General features: G+C 60.5%; 21 protein-coding genes and 1 pseudogene. 18 read left to right on the top strand and 4 right to left on the bottom strand.

Annotated elements, in window-relative coordinates; translation table 11 throughout:
* The first annotated feature begins 5 nt into the window (after positions 1 to 5).
* From QOV41_RS19280 to QOV41_RS19235, 10 genes are all read left to right on the top strand, one after another.
* Positions 6 to 1,544 carry an ABC transporter substrate-binding protein gene (locus QOV41_RS19280; RefSeq protein ID WP_284578595.1) on the top strand — a complete coding sequence of 513 codons (1,539 nt, stop codon included), beginning with the start codon at positions 6 to 8 and terminating at the stop codon, positions 1,542 to 1,544.
* A gap of 65 nt (positions 1,545 to 1,609) precedes the next feature.
* Positions 1,610 to 2,782, top strand: a complete 1,173-nt coding sequence (locus QOV41_RS19275) for a M24 family metallopeptidase (RefSeq protein WP_284578594.1) — start codon at positions 1,610 to 1,612, stop codon at positions 2,780 to 2,782.
* Between the two features lie 30 nt (positions 2,783 to 2,812).
* Positions 2,813 to 3,793 (top strand): ABC transporter permease, encoded by a 981-nt coding sequence (locus QOV41_RS19270; RefSeq protein WP_284578592.1) that lies wholly within the window; start codon positions 2,813 to 2,815, stop codon positions 3,791 to 3,793.
* Positions 3,794 to 3,798: 5 nt separating this feature from the next.
* Positions 3,799 to 4,644, top strand: a complete 846-nt coding sequence (locus QOV41_RS19265; protein ID WP_284578591.1) for an ABC transporter permease — start codon at positions 3,799 to 3,801, stop codon at positions 4,642 to 4,644.
* Between the two features lie 16 nt (positions 4,645 to 4,660).
* Positions 4,661 to 5,605 (top strand): succinylglutamate desuccinylase/aspartoacylase family protein, encoded by a 945-nt coding sequence (locus QOV41_RS19260; protein WP_284578590.1) that lies wholly within the window; start codon positions 4,661 to 4,663, stop codon positions 5,603 to 5,605.
* Between the two features lie 14 nt (positions 5,606 to 5,619).
* Positions 5,620 to 6,651, top strand: a complete 1,032-nt coding sequence (locus tag QOV41_RS19255) for an ABC transporter ATP-binding protein (RefSeq protein ID WP_284578588.1) — start codon at positions 5,620 to 5,622, stop codon at positions 6,649 to 6,651.
* Complete coding sequence (locus tag QOV41_RS19250; RefSeq protein ID WP_284581384.1) at positions 6,641 to 7,615, top strand: ABC transporter ATP-binding protein; 975 nt, start codon at positions 6,641 to 6,643, stop codon at positions 7,613 to 7,615. The genes QOV41_RS19255 and QOV41_RS19250 overlap by 11 nt, the downstream gene beginning before the upstream one ends.
* A 16-nt stretch (positions 7,616 to 7,631) precedes the next feature.
* On the top strand, positions 7,632 to 8,867 hold the full coding sequence (locus QOV41_RS19245; RefSeq protein WP_284578587.1) for a metal-dependent hydrolase family protein: 1,236 nt from the start codon (positions 7,632 to 7,634) through the stop codon (positions 8,865 to 8,867).
* 40 nt (positions 8,868 to 8,907) lie between these two features.
* A complete protein-coding gene (locus QOV41_RS19240; RefSeq protein ID WP_284578586.1) occupies positions 8,908 to 9,288 on the top strand; it encodes a CidA/LrgA family protein in 381 nt (126 codons plus the stop codon).
* Positions 9,285 to 10,010 carry an LrgB family protein gene (locus QOV41_RS19235; RefSeq protein WP_284578584.1) on the top strand — a complete coding sequence of 242 codons (726 nt, stop codon included), beginning with the start codon at positions 9,285 to 9,287 and terminating at the stop codon, positions 10,008 to 10,010. Before QOV41_RS19240 ends, QOV41_RS19235 begins: the two co-directional genes overlap by 4 nt.
* A gap of 717 nt (positions 10,011 to 10,727) precedes the next feature.
* Here QOV41_RS19235 and QOV41_RS19230 read toward each other — a convergent pair.
* The gene (locus QOV41_RS19230; protein WP_284578583.1) at positions 10,728 to 11,666 is read right to left on the bottom strand and encodes a dihydrodipicolinate synthase family protein; all 939 of its coding nucleotides are present in this window, start codon (positions 11,664 to 11,666) and stop codon (positions 10,728 to 10,730) included.
* A gap of 352 nt (positions 11,667 to 12,018) precedes the next feature.
* On the opposite strand from QOV41_RS19230, the gene QOV41_RS19225 reads away from it, so the two are divergent.
* The 8 genes from QOV41_RS19225 (at position 12,019) to QOV41_RS19190 (ending at position 19,671) form a co-directional block, all read left to right on the top strand.
* A complete protein-coding gene (locus QOV41_RS19225) occupies positions 12,019 to 13,125 on the top strand; it encodes a branched-chain amino acid ABC transporter substrate-binding protein (RefSeq protein WP_284578582.1) in 1,107 nt (368 codons plus the stop codon).
* A gap of 89 nt (positions 13,126 to 13,214) precedes the next feature.
* On the top strand, positions 13,215 to 14,129 hold the full coding sequence (locus QOV41_RS19220) for a branched-chain amino acid ABC transporter permease (protein WP_284578579.1): 915 nt from the start codon (positions 13,215 to 13,217) through the stop codon (positions 14,127 to 14,129).
* Positions 14,129 to 15,094: a branched-chain amino acid ABC transporter permease gene (locus QOV41_RS19215; protein WP_284578577.1), complete on the top strand. Its 966-nt coding sequence runs from the start codon at positions 14,129 to 14,131 to the stop codon at positions 15,092 to 15,094. The genes QOV41_RS19220 and QOV41_RS19215 overlap by 1 nt, the downstream gene beginning before the upstream one ends.
* Before the next feature lie 2 nt (positions 15,095 to 15,096).
* Positions 15,097 to 15,885, top strand: coding sequence for an ABC transporter ATP-binding protein (locus QOV41_RS19210; RefSeq protein ID WP_284578576.1), 789 nt, complete (start codon positions 15,097 to 15,099; stop codon positions 15,883 to 15,885).
* Complete coding sequence (locus QOV41_RS19205; protein WP_284578575.1) at positions 15,882 to 16,607, top strand: ABC transporter ATP-binding protein; 726 nt, start codon at positions 15,882 to 15,884, stop codon at positions 16,605 to 16,607. The genes QOV41_RS19210 and QOV41_RS19205 overlap by 4 nt, the downstream gene beginning before the upstream one ends.
* Before the next feature lie 36 nt (positions 16,608 to 16,643).
* Positions 16,644 to 17,945, top strand: a complete 1,302-nt coding sequence (locus tag QOV41_RS19200) for an NAD(P)/FAD-dependent oxidoreductase (protein ID WP_284578573.1) — start codon at positions 16,644 to 16,646, stop codon at positions 17,943 to 17,945.
* A 21-nt stretch (positions 17,946 to 17,966) separates the two neighbouring features.
* The gene (locus QOV41_RS19195) at positions 17,967 to 18,998 is read left to right on the top strand and encodes a trans-3-hydroxy-L-proline dehydratase (protein WP_284578572.1); all 1,032 of its coding nucleotides are present in this window, start codon (positions 17,967 to 17,969) and stop codon (positions 18,996 to 18,998) included.
* A gap of 7 nt (positions 18,999 to 19,005) precedes the next feature.
* Positions 19,006 to 19,671 carry a GntR family transcriptional regulator gene (locus QOV41_RS19190; RefSeq protein WP_284578570.1) on the top strand — a complete coding sequence of 222 codons (666 nt, stop codon included), beginning with the start codon at positions 19,006 to 19,008 and terminating at the stop codon, positions 19,669 to 19,671.
* A 76-nt stretch (positions 19,672 to 19,747) separates the two neighbouring features.
* Here QOV41_RS19190 and QOV41_RS19185 read toward each other — a convergent pair.
* The 3 genes and pseudogenes from QOV41_RS19185 to QOV41_RS19175 form a co-directional block, all read right to left on the bottom strand.
* Positions 19,748 to 20,790: pseudogene (locus tag QOV41_RS19185) on the bottom strand (Ldh family oxidoreductase).
* A gap of 4 nt (positions 20,791 to 20,794) precedes the next feature.
* A complete protein-coding gene (locus tag QOV41_RS19180) occupies positions 20,795 to 21,796 on the bottom strand; it encodes a 4-hydroxyproline epimerase (RefSeq protein ID WP_284578568.1) in 1,002 nt (333 codons plus the stop codon).
* A gap of 301 nt (positions 21,797 to 22,097) precedes the next feature.
* Positions 22,098 to 22,469, bottom strand: coding sequence for a hypothetical protein (locus QOV41_RS19175; protein WP_284578566.1), 372 nt, complete (start codon positions 22,467 to 22,469; stop codon positions 22,098 to 22,100).
* Positions 22,470 to 23,391 lie beyond the last annotated feature (922 nt).

The raw sequence follows: 23,391 nt of genomic DNA, 5'->3' as shown, positions 1-23,391 counted from the left end.
AGGGAATGAAAACTCTTCTTCTAACAACCAGCGCCATCGTGGCACTGAGCTTCATGCCGGCCCAGATGGCCGTGGCGCAGGATACGCAGACCCTGGTGGTCGGCGCCGACGTCGATGCGGGCACGCTTGATCCGCGACTGACGCGTGACACCACCGCTGCGCGCACAGCCGACCTGATCTATTCGGGCCTGGTGCACATCACTCCGTCGCTCGAGCCGGTGCCCGACCTGGCTGAAAGCTGGGAAAATCCCGACCCAACAACCTTTATCTTCAAGCTGCGGCCCGACCTGACCTTTTCGGACGGCAGCCCACTGACGGCGGAAGACGTGGTGTTCACCTATACCACCATCGTCGACCCCGACTTTAACGCTCCGCAGCGTGCGCTCTATAGCCCGATCAGCGCGGTGGAAGCGCTCGACCCGCTGACCGTTAAGTTCACTCTGAGCGCACCCTATGCGCCGCTGCTGAGCTATCTCGATATCGGCATCGTGCCCAAGGCTTTGGTGGAGGGCGGCGCCGATCTTGCCCTTAACCCTGTCGGCGCTGGTCCAATGAAGCTGGTGTCGTGGGACCGCGGCAGCGAGATCGTGCTCGAAGCCAACGAGAACTACTGGCGTGGTGCGCCTGAAATCGAAAACGTCACCATCCGCATCATCGGTGACAATTCGGCGCGGGCGCAGGCATTTGAAGCAGGCGATCTCGACGTCATCCAGTCCCCGCTATCGCCCCAGGACATCGAGCGTCTTGAAGCAGATGACCGGTTCGGCGGCGTCATCACCGCAGGTCTGGGCATCAACTACATCAACTTCAACACCAATGACCCGCTGCTGTCCGATCCGGCGATGCGCACGGCCTTTGCCAAGCTCATCGACCAGGAGACCATCGTCAATGATATCTACCAGGGCGTGGACGAGATTACGAACTCGATTCTCTTGCCATCCTCCTGGGCATATTCAGACACGATTTCGCAGCCAACCTTCGACATTGAAGGCGCCATCGCCGATTTCAACGCCTTGGGCTGGACCGACAGCAATGCGGACGGCATACTAGACAAGGATGGCCAGGATCTCGAAGTGACCCTGTCCACGCACAGCGAAGACCCCAACCGCGTGCAGACCGTGGAATACCTGCAGGCGATCTTCGAATCGGCCGGCGTCCGCGCCGCGGCCCAGATCACCGACTGGCCCTCGTTCTCGACCAACTACGTACAGAAGGGCATGCACCAGATTGCCTTGCTGGGCTGGCTCAACATAGTTGATCCTGATCGACTTATGTTTGCCCAGTTCACCACGGATGGTCCGACCAACTGGGGTGGCTATTCCAACCCCGAGGTTGACGCGCTGCTCCAGGAAGGGCGCACCACGCTCGACCAGGCAGAACGGGCCGCCGCCTACCAGGCAGCAGCGACCATTCTGGCCGAAGAGCTGCCCTACTACGTGATCTCGGCGCAGGGCTACCAGCTGTTCTATGCCAACGACATCCCTGTCGAAGTTCAGGCCACGCCACGCGGCAATCTGCGCGGTCTCATCGGCTTAGCCGACTAACCCGACCCCAAGTCCTGCCGGTGCTTCGGCCCCGGCAGGGCATCCATCCGCGCAAGGTTTTGGTCATGAGATTCACCCAGCGGCTGAGCGCCAACTACTATGCTGCCGTCCACCGCGATATTCGTGCGCGCATGGCCGAGACCGGCGTCGACGTACTGCTGCTCGATGCCAATGACGACGTCATCTATACCACCGGATTTTCGCACTACACCACCGAGCGGCCGGTAGTGTTTGCGCTGACCCAGACCGATGCCTTTCTGCTTGTGCCCGAACTCGAGCGTCATCATGCCGAAGAACAGCACACGGCAGCCGAGCTGGTCGTCTATTTCGAGTTTCCCGGCCGCGTCCGGCCGTTCACTGTGCTGGGCCGTGCCCTGGGCGACATCAAGGGCGTCGTCGCCCATTCCCCCGGCATCTCCCTGGTCCGCGTGCCCCAGATCCAGGCGGCCTTTCCCAACGCCACCGTAGAGGCTTCGGCGATCGTTGCGCAGATGCGTCTCGTCAAGCGCCCCGACGAGCTGGTGCTGCAGCGCGAAGCGGCCCGCATCTCGGACTCCATGGTCGGTGCGGGCGTGGCCCTAATTGCGGAGGCTCTGCGCAGCGGCGGCACCATGCCCAGCGAAATCGAGATCGAATCCCACATCATCCGCCACGCACTCGACACCATGTATCGCGAGCACGACGAAGTTATGCTGGTGCAGGGTATTGCCGGGGGCCTCGTCTACTCCGGGGTACGCTCCGCCTTTCCTCATGGCATGCCATCGGACCATCGCCCGCAGCGAGGCGAAAGCATGATCCTGTCCCTGGGGTGCCGTGTCGGCGGCCGCGCTGCCGAAAGCGAGCGCACCTTCATCCTGGGCGAACCCAGCAAGGAGCAGGAGAAGTATTATACCGTTGCCCAGGAGGCGCAGGCCATCGGTACGGCCGGCCTGACACCCGGTGCCAGATGCTCGGCTGCCGACGATGCGGCGCTGGCCTTTATCCGCGACGCGGGGATGAGCAGGTTCTGCCTGCATCGCGTCGGCCACGGCATGGGCGTGATGTTCCACGAGCCTCCGTGGGTCGAAGGCGGCGACGACACGGTGCTGGTGCCCGGCATGGTTTGTTCGTCCGAGCCCGCGCTCTACGTCCCGGGCCTGGGTGGCTTCCGCCTGGCCGACACCGTCCTCGTCACGCCCGAGGGTCCCGAAAGCCTCACTAAGTTCACGCGCAAAGTCGATGAGATCGTCATTGCCTAAGGTCGAGTTTATCCAAGCGCAGGAACAGCGATGCTAGCCTATGTCGCGCGCAGACTGCTGCTCCTAATCCCGATGGCCATCGGCATGGTGGTAGTGACCTTCGGGCTCTTGTTGCTGATCCCCGGGGACCCGGCGGCCGTCCTGCTCGGGCAGGACGCTACCCCTGAGGCCATCACGAATCTGCGCAATGCGCTGGGTCTCAATGACCCGTGGTATATTCGTCTCTGGGGCTATTTCACCGACCTGCTGCAGGGCGACATGGGTCGCTCGATCTTCCAGAACCAACCGGTCTCCGAGGTCATCCTGGGGCGCTTGGGCGCCACCATCGAGCTCGCGGTCGTCGCGTTGATCATCGCCACGCTGATCGGCATGACCCTGGGGGTCCTAGCCGCCATTCGGCAGGGCTCCTGGATCGACACCGTCACCATGCTCTTTGCGCAGCTCGGCGTGTCCATGCCCGTGTACTGGCTAGGCCTGCTGCTCATGCTGCTGTTCGCGGTGCAGCTGGGCTGGCTACCGGCTATCGGCCGGGGCGTTCCGCTGCACGAGGCGCTGTTTGCTGCCATTACCGGTCGCCCGCAGCTTTTGTGGGACTCCCTGACCCATCTCGCCCTACCGGCCTTGGCGCTGGCGGCCAATTCAGCCGCCATCATCTCGCGGCTGGTGCGCGCCTCCATGCTCGAGGTCCTGCGTGAAGATTTCGTGCGGACCGCCTATGCCAAGGGCCTGCGGCGGGGCAGGGTGGTCGTGCGCCATGCGCTGCGCAACGCCCTCTTGCCGGTGCTCAGCGTCATCGGTCTGCGCTTCGGCGCGCTTTTGGGCGGCGCGGTAATCACCGAGTCCATCTTTGCCTGGCCGGGACTTGGCCAATTGACCATCGCTGCCATTTCGCAGCGTGACCTGCCCCTGATTCAGGGCATCGTCCTGACCTTCGCATTGGTCTATGCGCTAATCAATCTGGTGGTCGATCTTCTCTACGCCGTGGTCGATCCGCGGATCCGGCTCGGATGATGGCCATGCGTCTTCCAAAAGCTCTCCGCAATACCTCGCTGGTCATCGGCGGCCTGATTACCCTGACCATCATCCTGTGCGCCATTTTTGCTCCCTACGTGGCCACCCATGGCGTCGAGGAAATGGACATGCGCAATCGCTTCGCCCTGCCCACGGTCGAACATATCCTCGGCACGGACAATTTCGGCCGCGATCTTTGGTCGCGCATGGTGTTCGGCGCCCGCATTTCCCTCACCATCGCCATCATCTCCGTGGTCTGTTCGGCGCTTATCGGCACCATTTTCGGCCTTGCCGCAGGCTACTTTGGTGGCTGGGTCGACCAGGTGTTGATGCGCATCACCGATATCTTCCTCGGCTTCCCGGCCATCGTCCTGGCCCTTGCCATCGTCGCGGTGCTGGGTCCCGGCGTGCTCAACGTATCCTTTGCCATCATCGTGGTGGCCTGGACCGAATATGCCCGAGTGGTGCGCTCCACCACGCTGGTGCTGCGTGAGCAGAACTATGTACAGGCCGCCCGCGCCCTGGGGGCCAGCCCGCTGCGGATTCTGTTCAAGGAAATCCTGCCCAACGCGCTGGGCCCGATCATCGTCCTCGCCTCGCTGGGACTGGGCACGGCCATCATCGCGGAATCGGCGCTGAGCTTCCTCGGCTTCGGGCTGCCGCCGCCGACTCCGACCTGGGGCTGGACCCTGGCCTACGGCACCCGCTTCATGCGCGATGCGCCATGGCTCTCCATCGTCTCGGGCGCCACGATCATGCTCACGGTGCTCGGCTTCAATCTTCTGGGCGATGGGCTCAGGGACGTCCTCGATCCTCGCCAGCTTTCGCGCGGTGCAGGCAAGACCAAATAAGACAAGGAAAACTCGAATGGTAAAGTCCATCAACCAGCTGCGGCCCAAGTTCACCACCAATGCGGATGGCAGCGACGCCGTGCTGTTCATGCATGAACTGGTCGGTGAACAGGATGGTCCTACGATCGGTATATCCGCCTCGATCCACGGCAACGAAAACACCGGCTCGCAGGCCATTCTCGAACTGTTCCGCCTGCTCAAGGACATGCCGATCAAGGGCCGCATCCTGCTGCTACCGGTCGCCAATCCGTCCGCCTTCGCCGTCAACGAGCGCTTTGCCACCATCGACAAGGTGGATCTCAACCGCCAGTTCCCGGGCAACCCCAAGGGCACCTACAGCCAGCAGCTCGCCCATGCCCTGACCGAGCACTATTTCAATGTTATCGATGTTCATATCGACCTCCACAGCGGCACCGATCGCCCAACCGTCGACTATGTCTACATCTGGAACGACGAGCCGCTGTCGCGCGCCTTCGGCTCCACGGTTCTCTACCGTCCGGTCGAGAACAAGCAGGGCACCGTGTTCGGCGGCACCACCAAGTCGGTCACCATCGACCAGCGCAACATTCCGGTCGCGGTGATCGAGCTCGGTGGCGGCATCGTTGACCAGACCCCCTATATCAAGCGCACTGTCGATGGCGTGCTCAACATGCTGCGCCTGAAGGGCGCGATCCCCGGCGATGTGGCTCCCCGCCCCAAGCAGATCGTGGTCAACGAGCTGGCCGGCATCCGCCCCAGCCAGGGCGGCTGGATCGAGACGCTGGCGCCTGCAAACGGGGAAAACATCACCGGGGACCAGCTGCTCGGCCGCGTCGTTAGCCCCTATAATTTCGAGGTGCTCGAAGAGATCAGTACCCCGTTTGCCAACGGCGTGATGATCATGCAGCACCTGACCCGCAATCTCGTGCAGAGCGGCGACTACGCTTACATGGTCGGCAATCTCGACGGAGCGACGGACTAATCGAGGCCGGCTGCATGCGCCAAGGCAAGGAAACGACGGCGATGAGTGTCACGGCACAGGCTTCCCAGGCTCCGGTGCTTCAGGTTTCGGACCTCGAAATCGAGATCCGCGGCGGCAACGGCCCGTTTGCGGTCGTTTCTGACATGAACCTTTCGGTGCGCGCGGGCGAGACCTTGTGCATTGTGGGCGAAAGCGGGTGCGGCAAGTCTATGACCGCGCTCGCCCTGCTGCGCCTCCTGCCCGAGGCGGCCAAGGTGGCTTCAGGAAAGATCCTGATCGACGGCATTGATTTCCTCGCCATGGGCGAACGGCAGGTCGAGGACTTCCGGGGCGAGCAGATCGCCATGATCTTCCAGGAGCCGCTGACCGCGCTCAACCCCGTGCTAAAGATCGGCGAGCAGATCGCCGAGGCGGTGCGCCAGCATCGGCGCTGCTCCCGCAAGGAGGCGATGGTCAAGGCCATCGATACGTTGCAACTGGTGCAGATGCCTGATCCACAGAGGCGTGCGGGGCAGTATCCGCACGAACTATCGGGCGGCATGCGCCAGCGCGCCATGATCGCCCTGGCGCTGGCGTGCGACCCCAAGATCATCATCGCCGACGAGCCCACCACAGCGCTTGACGTCACCATCCAGGCGCAAATCCTGGGCCTGATCTCGGACCTGCAGAAGCGGCTCGGCACGGCGCAGATCCTCATTACCCACGACCTTGGTGTAGTCTCTGAAGTCGCCGACCGCGTCATCGTCATGTATGCCGGCCGCAAGGTGGAGGAGGCGAGCATCTATGATCTGTTCGATCGCCCCTTTCATCCCTACACCATCGGGCTGATGGGGGCCGTTCCGCGTGCCGGCGCCTCCAGCCAGGCCGGCGATCGGCTGGCCGATATCTCTGGCACCGTGCCGCCCCTGTGGGACCTGCCCAAGGGCTGCGCCTTTGCTCCGCGCTGCCCCAATGCCTCGGCGCGCTGCCTCGAGGAGCGGCCGCCATTCGCAGAGAAATACCCGGGTCACTGGGCCGCATGCTGGGAGCACGATGATGCAGCCTGAGGCTACGCCGCTGCTGAGCGTCAACGATCTCGAAGTGCATTTTCCCATCCGCGCCGGGGTGCTGCAGCGTCAGGTGGGTGCTGTCAAAGCCGTCGACGGCATCAGTTTTTCCCTGGGCAAGGGCGAGACGTTGAGCCTGGTGGGGGAAAGCGGCTGCGGCAAATCCACGACCGGCCTGGCACTGATGGGCCTGGTCAAGCCCACCGGCGGCGTGGTCAATTTCGACGGCCATCAGATTCGCGGCTTTAACCGGAGGGCGCTCAAAAGCTACCGCCGGCGGATGCAGATCGTGTTTCAGGATCCGTTTTCCTCGCTTAACCCGCGCCAGCGGGTAAAGGATATCATCCGCGCGCCACTCGACATCCACAAGATCGGCAGCAAGGCCGAGCGCGAGGCCAGGGTCTCCGAGCTGATGGAGCGCGTGGGGCTGCGCCCCGACCAAGCCGACAATTTTGCCCATCAGTTTTCCGGCGGTCAGCGCCAGCGCATCGGCATTGCCCGCGCCCTGGCGCTCAATCCCGATGTGATCGTCTGCGACGAGCCCGTGTCTGCGCTCGACGTGTCCGTGCAGGCGCAGATCCTCAATCTCCTGGGTGACCTGCAGCGCGACCTGGGGGTGTCCTACCTCGCCATCTCGCACGATCTGGGCGTGGTCGAATACATCTCCCACCGGGTGGCGGTGATGTATCTGGGGCGTATCGTGGAGATCGCCCCGAAAACTGAGATCTTCGCCAACCCCATCCATCCCTATACCGAATTGCTGATGCGCTCGGCGCCGTCGCATGATCCGCGCAAACGCCACCAGTTCAGCGCCAGCAATGACGATATCCCTAGCGCCACCCGCAAGCCCTCCGGCTGCCCATTCCACACCCGCTGCCCGCTGGCGACCGAGGTCTGCAAGACCGTCGAGCCGGAGCTGACGCCACGCGATGGTGGCCAGCTCGTTGCCTGTCATCACCGTTGATCCTGGATCTTTGCCCATGACCTCAAGCTATCTCTTCACCGGTGGGCGCGTGCTCGACGCCGAGGCCGGCGCCCTCCTTGACGGTCTCGATGTGCTGGTGGTCGGCGACACCATTGCCCAGGTTGGCCCTGGCCTCGTGGCGCCGTCCGATGCGGCGACCATCGATCTGGACGGTCGCACGCTGATGCCGGGGCTGATCGACTGCCATGTCCATGTGGTGGCCGAAACCCTTGATCTGTGGGGCAACATGACGGCGCCGGCTTCGCTTGCCGCCCTGCGCGCCGCGCGCGTGATGAACGAGGCGCTGATGCGCGGCTTCACCACGCTGCGCGACCTGGGAGGGGCCGACTACGGGCTGGTCCGCGCCGTCGATGAGGGCGTGATTGCGGGGCCCCGGATCGTCATCTGCGGCAAGGGCCTGACCACCACGGGCGGCCATGCCGATCTGCGCTCGCGCACCGACGACCGGCCTGGCCTCTTTTCGGACCGCCTCGGGTCGATGGGTCTGATCGTCGACGGGGTCGACAATGTCCGTGCCGCCTGCCGCACTATGATCAAGGAAGGGGCAAACTTCATCAAGGTCATGGCCAATGGCGGCGTGTCCTCGCCCAACGATCCCATCCATTCCATCCAGTATTCCCGCGAGGAGATCCTGGCCATGGTCGAAGAAGCCGAGAATGCGGGGATCTACGTGGCCGCACACGTCTATACCGACAAGGCTATTCTTCGCTGTGTGGAACTGGGCGTGCATTCGCTCGAGCATTGCAACCTGATCGAACCCGAAACGGCGCGTCTCGCTGCCGAAAAAGGCTGCATCGCCGTGCCCACGCTCGTCGCCTACGAGGCGTTGGCGTTAGAAGGCGAAGCCCTTGGCCTCGGAGCTGCTGAGTTCGCCAAGATCGAGGTGGTCCGCAGCGGCGGAATGCGCTCCTTGGAGGTCATGCGCGACGCGGGTCTGCCCATGGCGTTCGGCTCGGATCTCCTGGGCGCGCTGCGCAAACACCATTGCATGGAGTTCGAGCTCCTGGCAAAGGTGCTCACGCCCGCCGAGATTATCCGCTCCGCCACCACCATCGGCGCCCGACTGTGCCGGTTGGAGGGTGTGGCGGGGGTGGTCGCCGCCGGCGCTTCGGCCGATATTCTGGTGGTCGACGGGAATCCGCTCGAAGACATTTCCCAATTGCAGGGAGATGGCGCGCGGATGGCTGCTATCATGGCCCGAGGCCACTTCGCCAAGAACCGGTTGCAATGACTCCGCGGCGCTAGATGCTGCCCGGAAATTGAGAGTCGCCATGCTGCTCGGACTGTTTGTTCTCCTTGCGTGCCAGCTGGTTGGCGAAGTCATTGTCCGCGGAATGGGCTGGCCCATTCCCGGCCCTGTCATCGGCATCGTCTTGCTGTTTGTTATCATGCTGACGCGCGGACGACTAAAACCATCCGAAGCGGCGGAACAGGGTGAGGTCGCCAAGGCAGCCGACGGCCTCCTTAGCAATCTGGGCCTCGTGTTCATCCCTGCCGGCGTAGGCATCTCGCAGCATTACCAGCTGATTGTCGACAACGGGATCGCTCTTGTGGGCGCTCTGGTGCTGTCGACGGTTCTAACGCTGTTGGTTACCATGGGAGTCTTCCGGCTGGTCAGCCGCTGGACCGCTCACCGGCAGGTTCAGTCGTGACCCCACCGGCCCTTGATCTCTGGGCCTATCTCGCCGCCAGCCCACTGCTTTGGCTGACCCTGACGATCGGGGCATTCCTTGCTGCGCAGCGCCTTGCTCGGGCCAGTGGATATCACCCGGTCGTCAATCCAGTGCTAATCACCATCGTCGTGATGGTCGTGCTGCTGCAGGTGACCGGAACCAGCTACGACATATATTTCGATGGCGCCCAGTTCATACATTTCATTCTAGGTCCCGCGACCGTGGCGCTTGCGGTGCCTCTTTATCGAAGTCGGCATCTGGTGCGCGCGTCGGCCCTGCCGATCCTTGCAGCGCTGCTGGTAGGGGCACCTTTCGCCATACTGTCCGCGTCCGGCATCGCTGCGCTCGTGGGAGCAGGACACCAGATCGTTTTGGCGCTAGTGCCGAAATCGGTGACGGCCGGTATTGCGGTCGGCATCGCTGGCGAAATCGGCGGCGAACCCGCACTTACGGCGGTCCTCGTGATTTCAACCGGCATCCTAGGGGCTGTGATCGTCACGCCCCTGATGAATGCCTTTAAGATCACCGACTTTGCTGCCCGGGGCTTTGCAGCGGGACTCACCTCACATGGCATCGGCACCGCTAGGGCCTTCCAGGTAGATCAAGTCGCTGGCACGTTTGCCGGACTGGCAATGGCACTAAACGGATTAGCAACCGCAGTCATGGCGCCGCTGATCTTTCGTCAATTCGCCGGGTTTTGACACGTCTTCCATGTAATCTTAGCACAAACGGACAACCCGCCCTCTACCGGTGGGTTCAACGGAGCGTCGCAACACTCTAGGATGCAAGCTTTCAAAGTTGTAATCATATCACGAACCAAGCTGCGCTATGTTTCGCGTTGGTGGCAGTTGGGATGCTCGATCCTGAACGTCTGGCGCGTTGGAGGAAGTTGCAGACCGAAAGCTGCGGCAAGGAGCGCCTGATTCGAATCGTGGCTACAAGCGACGCTCTAGCGTCTCGTGGGAAAGATCGCAAAGCTGCCCAGCAGCTGTGCGCCCCCATTCGCGCCGTACAGGCCTTTGGCCTGGTCTCCTGATAGCTGCCGGTCAGCTTTATCTTTCTTTAGAACGCGAGGCAGGCTGCTTCTGAAGCATGGCAGCTTTTCGGCTCGGTATAGATCAAGCTTACGCTTCACAAGTAAACTCCGCCTAGTGCGTGGTGCCTGGAATGCAATTCTAGTTCCGGTAGGTCACTGCGAAGGGGCCGGATGAACTAGCCCATGCCGATGCAGGCAGGGGCACTGGGAACGAAGCCAAACTGAGCATAGAGGCGATGCGCTTCTCCATCGGCGATTAGGCCACATAAGAGCCTGCGGGCGCAACGTCGTTTAGCCTCCATCAGTCTGGCCACGATCTTCTTTCCTACAACGCGGTGTTCCCACAGCGCCACGCGACAAGTTCGCTGCCGCCAGAGTTACATTACTGAGTAGCTGACCAAGAACTATACCAGGCTCGGAAGAGCTCGAATTGAGCACGGGCATACTCGCGCTGGCTATCCGACAGCCGGTCAGTTTCGATAAAGTGGTGCTCGTAGCAATCATCGCCCGCCAAGGTGGCAAGATATTTGTAGTAGAGGACTAGGTCGGGGCCCGCGTCGAAGGAAGCCAGTACATTCATCGCCTCATCGAGCTGCTTGGCGGCCGCCCGGGCTTTGGCATCTCCCTTTGCGGCCTTGCGGGACAATTCCACCAAGTGGAGCACTTCCTTCGGCAGGGCATTGCCGATCCCGGTGATTGCACCGCGAGCCCCGCAGCTCACAAACCCATGGTAAACCATGGTGTCCACACCGACCATGAGCGTAACGTCTGCATCAATGCTGGTGATGTATTCAGCCGCGTACCGGAGGTCGTCAGCACCGCCAAATTCCTTAAAGCCAATGAGGTTTTTATGTTCGGAGCGCAGGTCGAAGAAGAGATCTGCGCGCGTTGAGAAACCATAGTATGGGCTGTTGTAGATCACCGCCGGAAGATCGGGAGCTGCAGAGAGGATCGCTTTGAAGTGTGCCTTCTGCGCAAGGCTGCTGGGCCCGCGCGATAGGACACGCGGGATCACCATCAAGCCGGCAGCCCCCACCTTAGCGGCATGGGCAGCATGGCTGACCGCGCTTGCCGAGTTGATGGCACCGGTGCCCACCACCACGGGAATGCCAGCACCGACAAGTCGTGCTACGCCCTCCTGACGCTGCTGATCGGTAAGAAGGGGCCAGTCTCCCATGGAGCCGCAGTAGACAATCCCGGACATCCCCGCTTCCATCAACCTCAGAGCCTTTTGGACCAGAGCATCGTAGTCCGGCTCGCGGTTGGCGTTGCATGGCGTCATAAGGGCCGGCAGAGTGCCGTTGAAAATGTCGGCGTTCATGGTGTGTCTCGTGGTTATCGCTGACTTTCGCAGCGCGGCGTTAATCAACTGCTGAGGGAGGGCGGTCTGAACAACTGCCACCTCCAAGAAGTCTGATATATCTATTCGCGGCGGTCAATACGTCGAGGGCGGGACTCGAGGCTGGACTATCGAGCTGAAGAACCTGCTCAGGCCAGGAAACGGACAAGCGCTATGCGCTTGCATGGATACGCTTCACGTGCATGATAGATATATCAGGCGGCTGGCATCAGAGGGCTGTCACCGTAGCGAAGAGCTCCACTGAAAGCGGCTTCACAAGCTCAGCTTGTTAGGTGCACGATACCAGCGCTGGAATTCACCCAAGGGAGTAGGAATGATGCAGATTTTCACACGGGCACTAATTGCTGGCGTTGTCGCTCTTTCAACGAGCGTCAGTGCGCAGGCTCTAGACATCGGCGTGCAGGTGCCAACTACCGGTTCTGAAGCGACGTATGGACAAGACATGATCAATGCCGTTCAGCTCGCTATCAACGAAATCAATGCTGATGGTGGTCTGCTCGGCGAGCAATTGGCCATCGTGACGGGCGATACCGCTTGTGACCCGCAGCAGTCGGTGAATGCTGCGAGCCGTCTGGTTTCGGCAGGGGTGGTCGGTGTTGTGGGTGGGTATTGCTCCGGTGCCACACTGCCGACGATGCAAATCTATGGCGATGCCAATGTTCCGTTCGTAATCGCCGCCGCCAACTCGACGCAGTTGATCCCAGAGAATCCTGGCAACGCATTCATGATTAATTCGACGGGCGCCGATCAAGCGGCGAAGGCCGTCGAGTTCCTCGAGGGTCAAGGAGTCGAAACCTTGGCGATCGTTAACCAGGGAGACGCCTATTCGCAAGACCTGGCTGATCTGACCGCCGAAGCATGGGAGGAGGCGGGTCATACAGTAGCGGCCACCGAGACGGTCAACAAGGGCGAGCAGGACTACTCTGCTGTGGTCACGAACATCCGTTCCGCCAACCCCGATGCAGTGTTCTGGACCGCCTACTACGCGGATGGCGGGCTGCTCATCCGTCAACTCCGCCAAGCCGGTTATCAGGGCGAAATCGCTGTAGGTGATGGATCCAACTCGCCGCAGCTCTTCGACATTGCCGGTCAAGCGGCCGAAGGCGTGTTCGCGTTCTCAAACCCGACGGCACAGTTTCTGCCAGAGGCAGCTTCTTTCATCGAAGATTATGAGGCTGAATTTGGTGGTGCACCGGGCCCATACGCTCCGCTTGCCTATGACGGCATGAAGCTCCTCGCTCAAGCCATCGAGGAAGCTGGCTCCACTGACGCCGATGCCATCGTTGCAGCGCTAGCCTCCGTAGATGGTTTCGAAGGGCTTGCCGGTCCGATCTCCTTTACGGAAGAGAACACGCTGGCCCGCTCCAACTTCATCGTTCTCGAAGGTCAGGGCGGCGCCTGGACGCGCGCTGACGATTGATCAGACAGTAAGGTGAGTGCACATGTCCGGCGCGCGGAACGCGTGCGCCGGCATACTGTCGCGCCACCGCGAACGCGAGGCGAGTGGATATGACAACGTTTGACGTTGTGTTGCAGCAGATAGTAAACGGGCTGGTGCTCGGGTCCTTCTACGCTCTGGTTGCTCTGGGGTATACGATGATCTTCGGGGTCATCAAACTGCTCAATTTCGCCCACGGTGACCTATACATGGTCGGTGGGTTTGTCGGGTTTCTGGCACTTTCAGCAATCTCAAGTGTCGTCGGCGCCGGCTGGGGCGGTGTCGCCATTGCGATGTTCATGTCGATGATCGCGGTCGGCTGCCTCGGCGTCGTGATCGAGCGAGTGGCCTATCACCCCATGCTTCGGGCTCCCCGCCTTTCGATCCTGATCACCGCGTTGGCGGTTTCGCTGGTCCTTCAGAACACGGTTCTGGCGCTGACGCATGGACAGTACACTGCCTTCCGGTCCGACTTCGGTTTCGGCGGCATCAATCTGGGCAATCTGTTTATCACCTATAACCAGATGATTCTGATCGGGATTGCTGCCCTGCTGATGATAGCGCTAGAGCTCTTTGTTTCGCGCACCCAGTACGGGCGGGCCATGCGTGCGGTGGCGATCGACAAGGACATGTGCCAGTTGATGGGCATCAATGTCTCGGCCGTCATCGCCATCACGTTCCTGATCGGTTCTGCTTTGGCAGCTGCAGCAGGTACGATGGCTGGCGCCTATTACGGTTCTGTCTGGTACTTCATGGGCTTTCTGATAGGGCTCAAAGCTTTCACCGCCGCAGTGATTGGTGGCATCGGATCTATACCTGGAGCGATGCTCGGCGGGCTTATCCTGGGTCTTCTGGAGGCCTTCGGGACACAGCTTCCGGGCGTAGGCAGTGAGTGGAAGGACGTATTCTCCTTCGCCATTCTCATTCTCGTGCTGGTGCTCAAGCCGACAGGACTGTTGGGAAAATCCGAACAGGAGCGCATGTGATGCCCGATGCCAAGCCCGCGCTTCCCGATCATGGCCTAGGCCCGTTTCTTCAGGATGCCCGCGTTCGGTGGGTGGCGTGCCTCATCGCACTGGCGGTTCTGATTGCCGCGCCGCTGATCTTTGGCCCATACGGGATCGTAATCCTCACCAATGCGCTGCTCTATGTTGTGCTCTGTCTGGGGCTCAATATCGTGGTGGGGTATGCTGGTCTTCTCGATCTTGGGTATGCCGCGTTTTTTGCTGTTGGCGCGTACACCATCGGTGTGCTCACGGTTCAGTTCGGATTCAACTTCTGGGTCGCATTCCCGTTTGCAATTTTGGCCGCAATACTTGCTGGGGTGATCATCGGCGGCCCCACCTTGCGCCTGCGGTCGGACTATCTCGCCATCGTGACGCTTGGCTTTGGTGAGATTGTACGGTTCTCAGCGCGCAATCTTGAAGTCACCGGGCGCGCCAGTGGTCTGTCGGGCATCCAGGATCCGTGGCTGTTCGGGTGGCACATAAACTCTAGCATCGATTACTATTACGTTTTCGTCTTTTTAGCCGCCCTCGCGGTGTTGGCGTCTTTCCGGCTGGCCAACTCGCGTCTGGGAAGGGCCTGGCTCTACGTTCGTCACGACGAGGACGCGGCGGAGGCTATGGGTATCAACCGGGTGAAGGTCAAACTTGCTGCCTACGTGATCGGAGCCATATTCGGCGCAATCGGCGGGGCTTTTTTCGCGACAAATCTTGGCGCCATTTCTCCGGAAAGCTTCTCTTTCGAGCAGTCGGTCCTGGTACTGATGGCGGTTATTCTGGGCGGAATGGGCAAAATTCCTGGCGTTATCTTGGGCGCCTTCATCATCATTCTCGGCCCGGAACTTCTACGAGATTTGGGTGAGTTCCGACTGCTCGTATTCGCCGTGGGGTTGCTGCTCATCATGCTGTTCCGCCCCTCAGGCATTTGGCCGGCAAGGAGGGCATAGCGGTGGCGAACGATACTCTCTTGGCGCTGTCGGGGGTGACGCTGGCGTTTGCCGGCAACACCGTGCTCGAGGATGTTGACTTCTCAATCCCAAAGGACGCGATCGTCAGCCTGATTGGCCCAAATGGTGCTGGCAAGACGTCGCTGTTCAACTCCATTACGGGCTTTTATAAGCCGCAGCAGGGTCAGGTGATGTTTGCCGGGCGTGACATGCTCAAGCTTAAGCCGCACCAGGTCACTCAGGCCGGCATCGCCCGCACATTCCAGAACGTGCGCCTGTTCCGCGAAATGACGGTGATGGAAAACGTCATGAGCGGCATGCACTGCCGCACCAAGGCGGGCGCCCTAGCAGCCGTTCTCCGCTTGCCCTCCCAGCGGCGTGAGGAAAGGGAGATCTACCAATACTGCCTCGAATGCCTGGAGTTTGTTGGCCTGGAACATCTGGCTGACCGCGAAGCCACCACGCTCGCTTACGGTCATCAGCGATTGGTTGAGATCGCCCGTGCACTGGCCACCCAGCCCAAGCTGCTGCTGTTGGATGAGCCGGCAGCGGGTTTGAATGCTGGCGAGAAGACTGCACTGATCGACTTGATCACCCGCATCCGAGCCGAGCGTGGCGTTTCGGTACTGCTGATTGAACATGACACGGGGTTGGTGATGAAGATTTCCGAACGCATCAGCGTTCTCGACCACGGCAAGATGATTGCAGAGGGAACCGCCAAGGAAATCCAGTCCGATCCCAAGGTGATCGAGGCCTATCTCGGTCAGGAAGACGCCGAGGACGTGTTATGAGCACGTCTGGAAACGTCGTCCTGAAGCTTACCGGGGTGGAGGCAGGTTACGGCCGCATTCAGGCGCTTGGCGGCATCGACCTGGAAGTGCGCGAAGGACAGATCGTTACCTTGCTTGGGGCGAATGGCGCCGGCAAGTCGACGACCCTCAAAACTATTTCCGGCCTTGTCCGCGCGAGCGCTGGCACCGTGGAGTTTCTTGGTGAGGACATCACCAGAAAAAACGCTCACGAGATCGCCAGGACGGGGCTGGTTCAGGTGCCGGAAGGGCGGCATATCCTGCGCGGGCTCACAGTCAAGGAGAACCTTGAGCTCGGGGCCTTCACGGTCAAAGATCCTGCATTGCGCAAGAAGCGCATGCGGGAAGTGTTCGATCTGTTCCCGATACTTGAAAGGCGTCAAAGCGGAGATGGGGCTTTGCTCTCCGGTGGCGAACAGCAGATGCTTGCGATCGGCCGAGCGATCATGCATGGGCCCAAGTTGATCCTGCTCGATGAGCCATCGATGGGGCTCGCTCCAAAGCTGGTTCTTGAGACCATGGGCATTGTGAAGCGCCTCAATCAGGCCGGCACCACCATTCTGCTCGTGGAGCAGAATGCACGGTTGGCACTCAAGCTCGCCCACTATGGATACGTGCTGGAGAGTGGACGAATTCGCATGCAGGACGATGCCGCCGGGCTGCGTCAGGACACTTCGATAGTCCAAGCATATCTCGGCGAGTAGGAGTCGCAGGGTCTGCAAACTTACCAAGAGTACTCAATGACACTGCAAGCCCAGGCACAGGTGCACTACGAGCAGGATTTGGCCACGTCAGCCGATGTCTTGGTAGTTGGTGCGGGAGTGATTGGCACCTCATGCGCCTTCGCACTACAAGCTGCGGGGCGTTCCGTGCTCGTCATCGATCCCAAGGGCGTCGCCGGCGAAACCAGTGCGGGCAATGCGGGGGCGTTTGCCTTCTCAGACATCATTCCGCTGGCCACCAAAGGTATGCTGGCCAAAGTTCCGCGGTGGCTGGCCGACCCCTTGGGGCCGCTAACGATCCCGCCACGCTACCTGCCGCAGGTCACGCCCTGGCTGATCCGCTTTTGGCGCGCGGGCTGGCCTGACAAGATCCAGGCTTCGATCCGAGCGCAAGCCGAGATGATGCGCCTGTCGCAAGCAGCGACGGACTGGCTCGTGCAAGAGGCGGGGATCGGCAGCAAGGTCGGGACCACCGGTTCGCTCGAACTCTACGAAAGCGAAAACGAATATCGGGCGTCCCTGCCCGCCTGGGCTGAGCGCGAGAAGCAGGATATCGCTTTTGAGCATGTGCAAGGAACTGCGTTAGCAGAGGTGCAACCAGGTCTTTCCGACCGATTTTACGCCGGCACCTTGGTCCCGCAATGGCGGATGGTGGACGATCCCTATTCCTATACCGTCGCTATTGCCGCAGCTGCACAAGCTCGGGGAGCAAAGTTCGCGCTGGGCGCCGTGAACTCCGTTCGGCGCTCCGGGGAAGGCACAGAGGTGTCGCTGCAGGATGGCCGTACTCTGGCAGCCCGGCAGGTGGTGATCGCAGGCGGCGCCTGGTCAAACAAGCTGACCACTCAACTGGGCGACCGGATCCCTCTCGAAACAGAGCGCGGCTACAATACGACGCTCCCATCGGGCGCAATCGAGCTCAAGCGTCAGCTGATTTTCGGAGGCCACGGCTTTGTAATCTCCCCACTCGAGATCGGAGTTCGAATTGGGGGGGCCGTGGAGCTGGGAGGGCTGAACATAGGGCCCAACTTCGCTCGCGCCGATGCCATGCTGAAAAAGGCCAAGGCCTTCCTGCCCGATCTCAAGATCGAAGGCGGAAAGCAGTGGATGGGCTATCGTCCGTCTTTGCCCGATAGCCTCCCAGCCATAGGCCACTCTCGAGCCGGGGCCGACATTGTTTACGCCTTCGGTCATGGACATCTGGGTCTCACTCAGTCGGCCGGCACCGCCCGGCTCGTGACTCAGTTGCTCAATCGCGAAGCTCCTTCTATCGACTTGACGCCGTTCCGGCCACAGCGTTTCGCACTCTTCGCTAGATAGTTGGTGGTCGAGGAGGAGTAGATGCGTTCGGTGAAGACGATCCACATCGTGGGGTGCCACGCGGAAGGAGAGGTCGGCGACGTGATCGTCGGCGGGGTCGCCCCACCGCCAGGGGAAACCCTCTGGGAACAGTCGCGCTGGATTGCACAGGACAAGACCTTACGTGATTTCGTGTTGAACGAGCCTCGCGGTGGCGTATTCCGCCACGTTAATCTGCTGGTCCCGCCCAAAGACCCTCGCGCACAGATGGGCTGGATAATCATGGAGCCCGAAGACACTCCGCCCATGAGCGGCTCGAATTCGATCTGCGTTGCGACGGTTCTGCTTGACACCGGCATCATCGAAATGACCGAGCCCGAAACCTATATGGTGCTCGAGGCACCCGGCGGATTGGTGGAAGTGGTTGCGCACTGCGTCGGCGGGAAAGCTCAGCGGATCACGGTTCACAATGTGCCCAGCTTTGCCGACAGGCTTGGCGCGCACCTGGAGGTGGAAGGGCTAGGCACACTGGTGGTGGATACCGCTTATGGCGGGGACAGTTTCGTGATTGTGGATGCAGAGGCGCTCGGATTTGGCCTCATACCCGATGAGGCCAGGGAGCTTTCCGAGTCCGGCGTGAAGATCACCCGTGCGGCCAACGAACAACTGGGCTTCACCCATCCAACAAACGCCGAGTGGAACCACATTTCTTTCTGTCAGATCGCGGGTCCGCTAGGCACGGAGGAAGGTGTGATGAGCGGCAGGAGTGCGGTTGTAATCCAGCCTGGAAAAATCGACCGTTCGCCCACCGGTACGGGCTGCTCTGCGCGAATGGCAGTGCTGAGAGAGCGCGGGCAACTCAGCGTGGGTGATCGATTCATTGGCCGTTCAATCATCGACTCCCGCTTTGACTGCCGCGTTGAGCGGGATGCCAGGCTGGCAGACAAGCGAGCGATAGTGCCCTCGATCACCGGCCGCGCTTGGATTACTGGGTCGCGTCAGGAGATGCTCGATCCTGATGACCCATGGCCGGGAGGCTACAAGATTTCGGACACCTGGCCTCGAAAACTTTAGGTGTTGCATGCTGCCCACCACCACAGAAAGCCACTCTCAGTTGGCTTATCTCGCGCTTGAGCGCAAGATCGTCATGCTTGAAATAGAGCCGGGCACGGTCGTTAGCGAAGCCAGCACGATTGAGCTGTCCGGAGTAGGGCGGACGCCGGCACGAGAAGCGCTGCAGAGACTTGCGCTGGAAGGGTTGGTCGAGATCCGACCTCGTGCTGGCATCCGTATCGCAGAGATCCGGCCCGACGATTTTCTGAATGTGCTCGATGTCCGAAGGATGCTTGAGCCAAGTCTGGCATTGCTCTCGACCCGCTTTGCTACCGGTGCTCAGCGCCGGCGGGTTGAAGAGTGCCGGCAGGAGATGCTTCACGCGCTCGCGCACAGCGATACATCGGCGTTCCTGGAGGCCGACAAAGCGTTCGATGCCGCTTTGGCCAGCGCTTGCCCGAACCCATACCTGTCAGCGACACTGCGACCCTTGCAGTCACACTCGCGTCGGTTCTGGTTCCGCTTCTTTGCCGACACAGGCATAGAGGCAGCCGTTTTGCTCCACTGCAGAGTAATGGACCATTTCGTCAAAGGAGATGCGGAGGCTGCCTCCGGAGCGATGGCAGCGCTGATCGAAGACATGAAGAAAAAGGCATTCAGCCTGCGTCACGATCCCGTCCTCCCCGCACAATGAGCGAGGACAGAGAGGTCGTGGAGTTTCAGCCCTAAGGCGGCATCACCGGGTTCGAACCGGCGTCCTGCCTCTGGCACTAGGCGATCGCGTCGAGCCCGCCCGCCAGTAAACGATCGAGCATGGCAGCGTCAGCACCACTAATCGCAACGCCGTTGAGCTCAGCATCTACGCGTGCCGCGTAGCGTCTCGAGGAGGGGAGGCGGGCTCCCTGCCCAACGATAGACGACAATATGGTCTCTGCGCGGGAGAACGGGTCTCCTGAACCGCTGAATGAGAACTTTAGTGGATCAAAGGCGATAATCAGCTCGCCATGGCGCGGCGCGAGTGTGGTCGACCCCAGCTGATCGAGTGCTTCATGACTGGTCAGATCTCCGATCATGGCGGCGGCCAAGAGCTCAATCATCGTGGAAATGGCCGACCCTTTGTGCCCCCCGAACGGCAACATGGCGCCTGCCAAGGCCGCATCAGGATCATTGGTTGGAGCCCCGGCTGCGTCGAGCGCCCACCCGTCTGGCAGTTGTTCGCCCGCGCGGCGGTAGAGCTCGATCTCGCCTCGAGCGGCGACGCTCGTGGCAAAATCAAACACATAGGGAAGCTGGTTGGGGCGCGGCCATCCGAAGGCGAGGGGATTGGTGCCCAGCAGAGGTCTGCTGCCACCCGTGGGCGCAACGGTAGCGTAGCTTGGGCACATCGCAAGCCCTGCTAGTCCGAGTTGCGTCAGAAGTTCTATCTCGTACCAGAGCGCAGAAAAATGGGTGCAATTGTTAATGACCAACGCGGCGAGCCCGTAGGTCTGGGTTCGTTCAACGAGTGACGGAAGCCCGAGTTCGACCGCAGGGCAGGAAAGCCGTATTTGGCATCGACCCGCACAACCGCTGTGTCGTCGAGCTGGAGGACGGGCTCGGCTGCCGGATCGACCTTGCCGGCTTTCACCGTGCGCAGGCACCCCTCTATCCGGTAGATTCCGTGCGATGGGCATGCGTCGCGTTCCGCAGCGGTGATGGCTCGAGCCAGTGCCAGTGCCTGCATTTCCGAGAGCCCGGCTTTGGAAAAGATCGCTTCGACCCTCCGGTTCAGATCGATGACAGATAGGCGCGTTCCTGCGGCAGGTGGTTCCATGATCCTAGATCACAGCAAAGCCGCGAGCGTAGGGGTCGCGATCGTCGATGAAGATGGTGTTTATGCCGGTCTGGCGGGCCCAGCCAGAGACCGAGGGAATGATGGCCCCGCGATCCCCCACCTTGGCCGCCTCTTCCACCCGCCCGCGGAACAGGCTGCCGATGATGCTCTCATGCACGAACTCGTCGCCAACGCTGAGCCGGCCCTTTGCCGCCCACTGGGCCATGCGCGCTGAAGTGCCAGTGCCGCATGGGGATCGGTCTATCGCCTTCTCGCCATAAAAGACCGCATTGCGCGCCGTTGCGCCTGGGACCGTGGGTTCTCCCGTCCAGAGAATGTGGGAGAGCCCTCGTATTGCGGAGTTCTCGGGGTGGACGAATTCGTACTTTGCGTTAAGGGCGCTTCGCAGCTGCGGGCTGAGGCGGACCAGATCGCCAGCTGTGAAGTCAGCGATGTCGCGGAAGCCGTGCTGCGCCTCAACAATGGCGTAGAAGTTTCCCCCGTAAGCGACATCGACCTTGATCTCACCCAAGCCTTCTACATTCGCGGAAAGGTCCTCGGAGTGAAGGAAGGCAGGAACATTGGTCAAGCGCACGTCTTCAACGAAACGGCCTTCCATTCGGTACTCGACCGTCACAAGGCCAGCAGGAGTATCGAGGCGGAGTTTGCCAGGTTCTCGGGGCGTGACCAGGCCGTTCTCGATCGCCATGGTGACTGTTCCGATTGTGCCATGACCGCACATTGGCAGACACCCGGACGTTTCTATGAAGAGGACCGCCACATCGCAGTCCTCACGCGTGGGTGGGTAGAGAATGGAACCCGACATCATGTCGTGACCGCGCGGTTCAAACATCAGACCTGTGCGTATCCAGTCGAACTCGGCCAAGAAGTGAGCACGTTTTTCGATCATGTTCGCGCCGCTGAGGCGTGGTGCGCCACCTGCCACTAGACGCACCGGATTGCCGCAGGTGTGACCGTCGAAACAGCTGAACGTATGATTGGCCATATAGAATCTCAAACCTGTGGAATTGGACTGCAGAGCTCATAGCTCGGGGAGAGGTGTGCGGCCGGCATCGGCGCCGAAGTCAGTTGATTACCTTTCCTGCAGGTGCTTGGCCAGTATGCGCATGGGGAGCGCGCCTCAAGGCATTCTTAGCAGCGATACGTGTGCAGGAGAGCGAGGAGATAAAGCGTAGTGAGTAGCCGGCCTCGCGCTGCTTTCAGGCCGCAAATAGTTGCGCCTCTAAGCAATGCCCTTTGATGAGTCCCGCATCAGTTGGACTTAGATCAAAAAGAGGCGTCTTACCTCAACCACCCAGCCACTTCATCATCGCAAGTTGCCACTTCTCTGGTGAGATTTCTGACGCCTGGCATGTAGCTTCACCTGAACAACGGTGAGAATGAATCTTTCCATCCGGCGTAATACGAGCGACAATCTGATTGTGCCAGTTGAGGAGGATGCAGTCGGGAACATTCGCACTTGAGGATATACGCTCCTCAAGATGATCGAAGTACCACTTTCGCGTACTTTGCAGGTCATCGAAAGGCCGTTCGAGTGTGCCCACGCGACAGCGACGAACACCCTCGACCAATGCTTCTTGAACTTCCGCCACCAAAGTCCTTCCTCGCGGTGCGACCGCTGAGCCGATCATCGTTGACTTCCAATCGAACTTAGCCACTCCAGGAGCTGCTTGAACGCACTCAGGTATGGTTTGTCTTCATGTTGTCTGAGGTCTTTGCTCGAGTAGATAACCTCCCCAATGTTGAAATCGAGCAATGATTTTTCCTTCTTCCGAGCATCGGAGCACATAGCACTGAAGCGCAAAGTCTCCCCCTCAGGATCCTGTCGCGTCACGGCTTGGGTTGCAAGGGCAAGCTTTCAACGCGTGATCTGAAGTCTCCTCATGGTTCCGCTTTTTTCGATTCCGTTGTCGTTCATCAAGGCCTCGCCTCTCGGGGCATCCGGCACGGCTGTTATTCTGGTCTGGGCGGAACCGCATCGGTACTGCGCCACATCGACAAACTCGTGGCGGACCTCGACGCGGTTGTTCTGATGCGTTTCAGCTAAACGGCGTGGTGCAGCCGCAGCCATATGCACTGAATGGCAGATCTAGGGAAATCGTGGTCTGGGCGGCAGGTAGGGGGCGGTAGCTGCCATCGTCCAAACCGCCGCCAAACGGCAGCTATTTCTATGTCGCCGCCTGAAAGCTGCCGGTCTAGCCCCAAGTTTGTCATTCCAGCGGCGCTGTCGGTTTGGAGTGGATGGCGTCTAAGCAGCGGCCGAAACTCAATGGCAGTCAAAAACAAACGTGTATGGGTGCGGCTATTTGTTGAGGTCTAATACGGGAACTGCTCGCTTGCTGGCGATCCGATCGCTGCCGGCGCCGATCACTACATTGCCTCCGTAGATGGTCACTGGTCGAAATGACAGATCCATCTAGAACTGTGATCTCCCCAAGATGAACGTCGTCATCGATTACGTCGGAAAGGAAGGATCGGATCTGCTCGCACACTCTGCCTAGAGTCTGTTTGAATTTTTTCCGCATGTTGACCTTCCAAAATCTGCGTGGCTTTGAACTTCGTGGGAGTAGCTGTCCCAAG

It is taken from the genome of Devosia sp. RR2S18, assembly GCF_030177755.1.
Taxonomy (GTDB): Bacteria; Pseudomonadota; Alphaproteobacteria; order Rhizobiales; family Devosiaceae; genus Devosia; species Devosia rhizosphaerae.
Note: the sequence above shows the minus strand (reverse complement) of the source record. Positions and strands in the feature narration are given on the sequence as shown.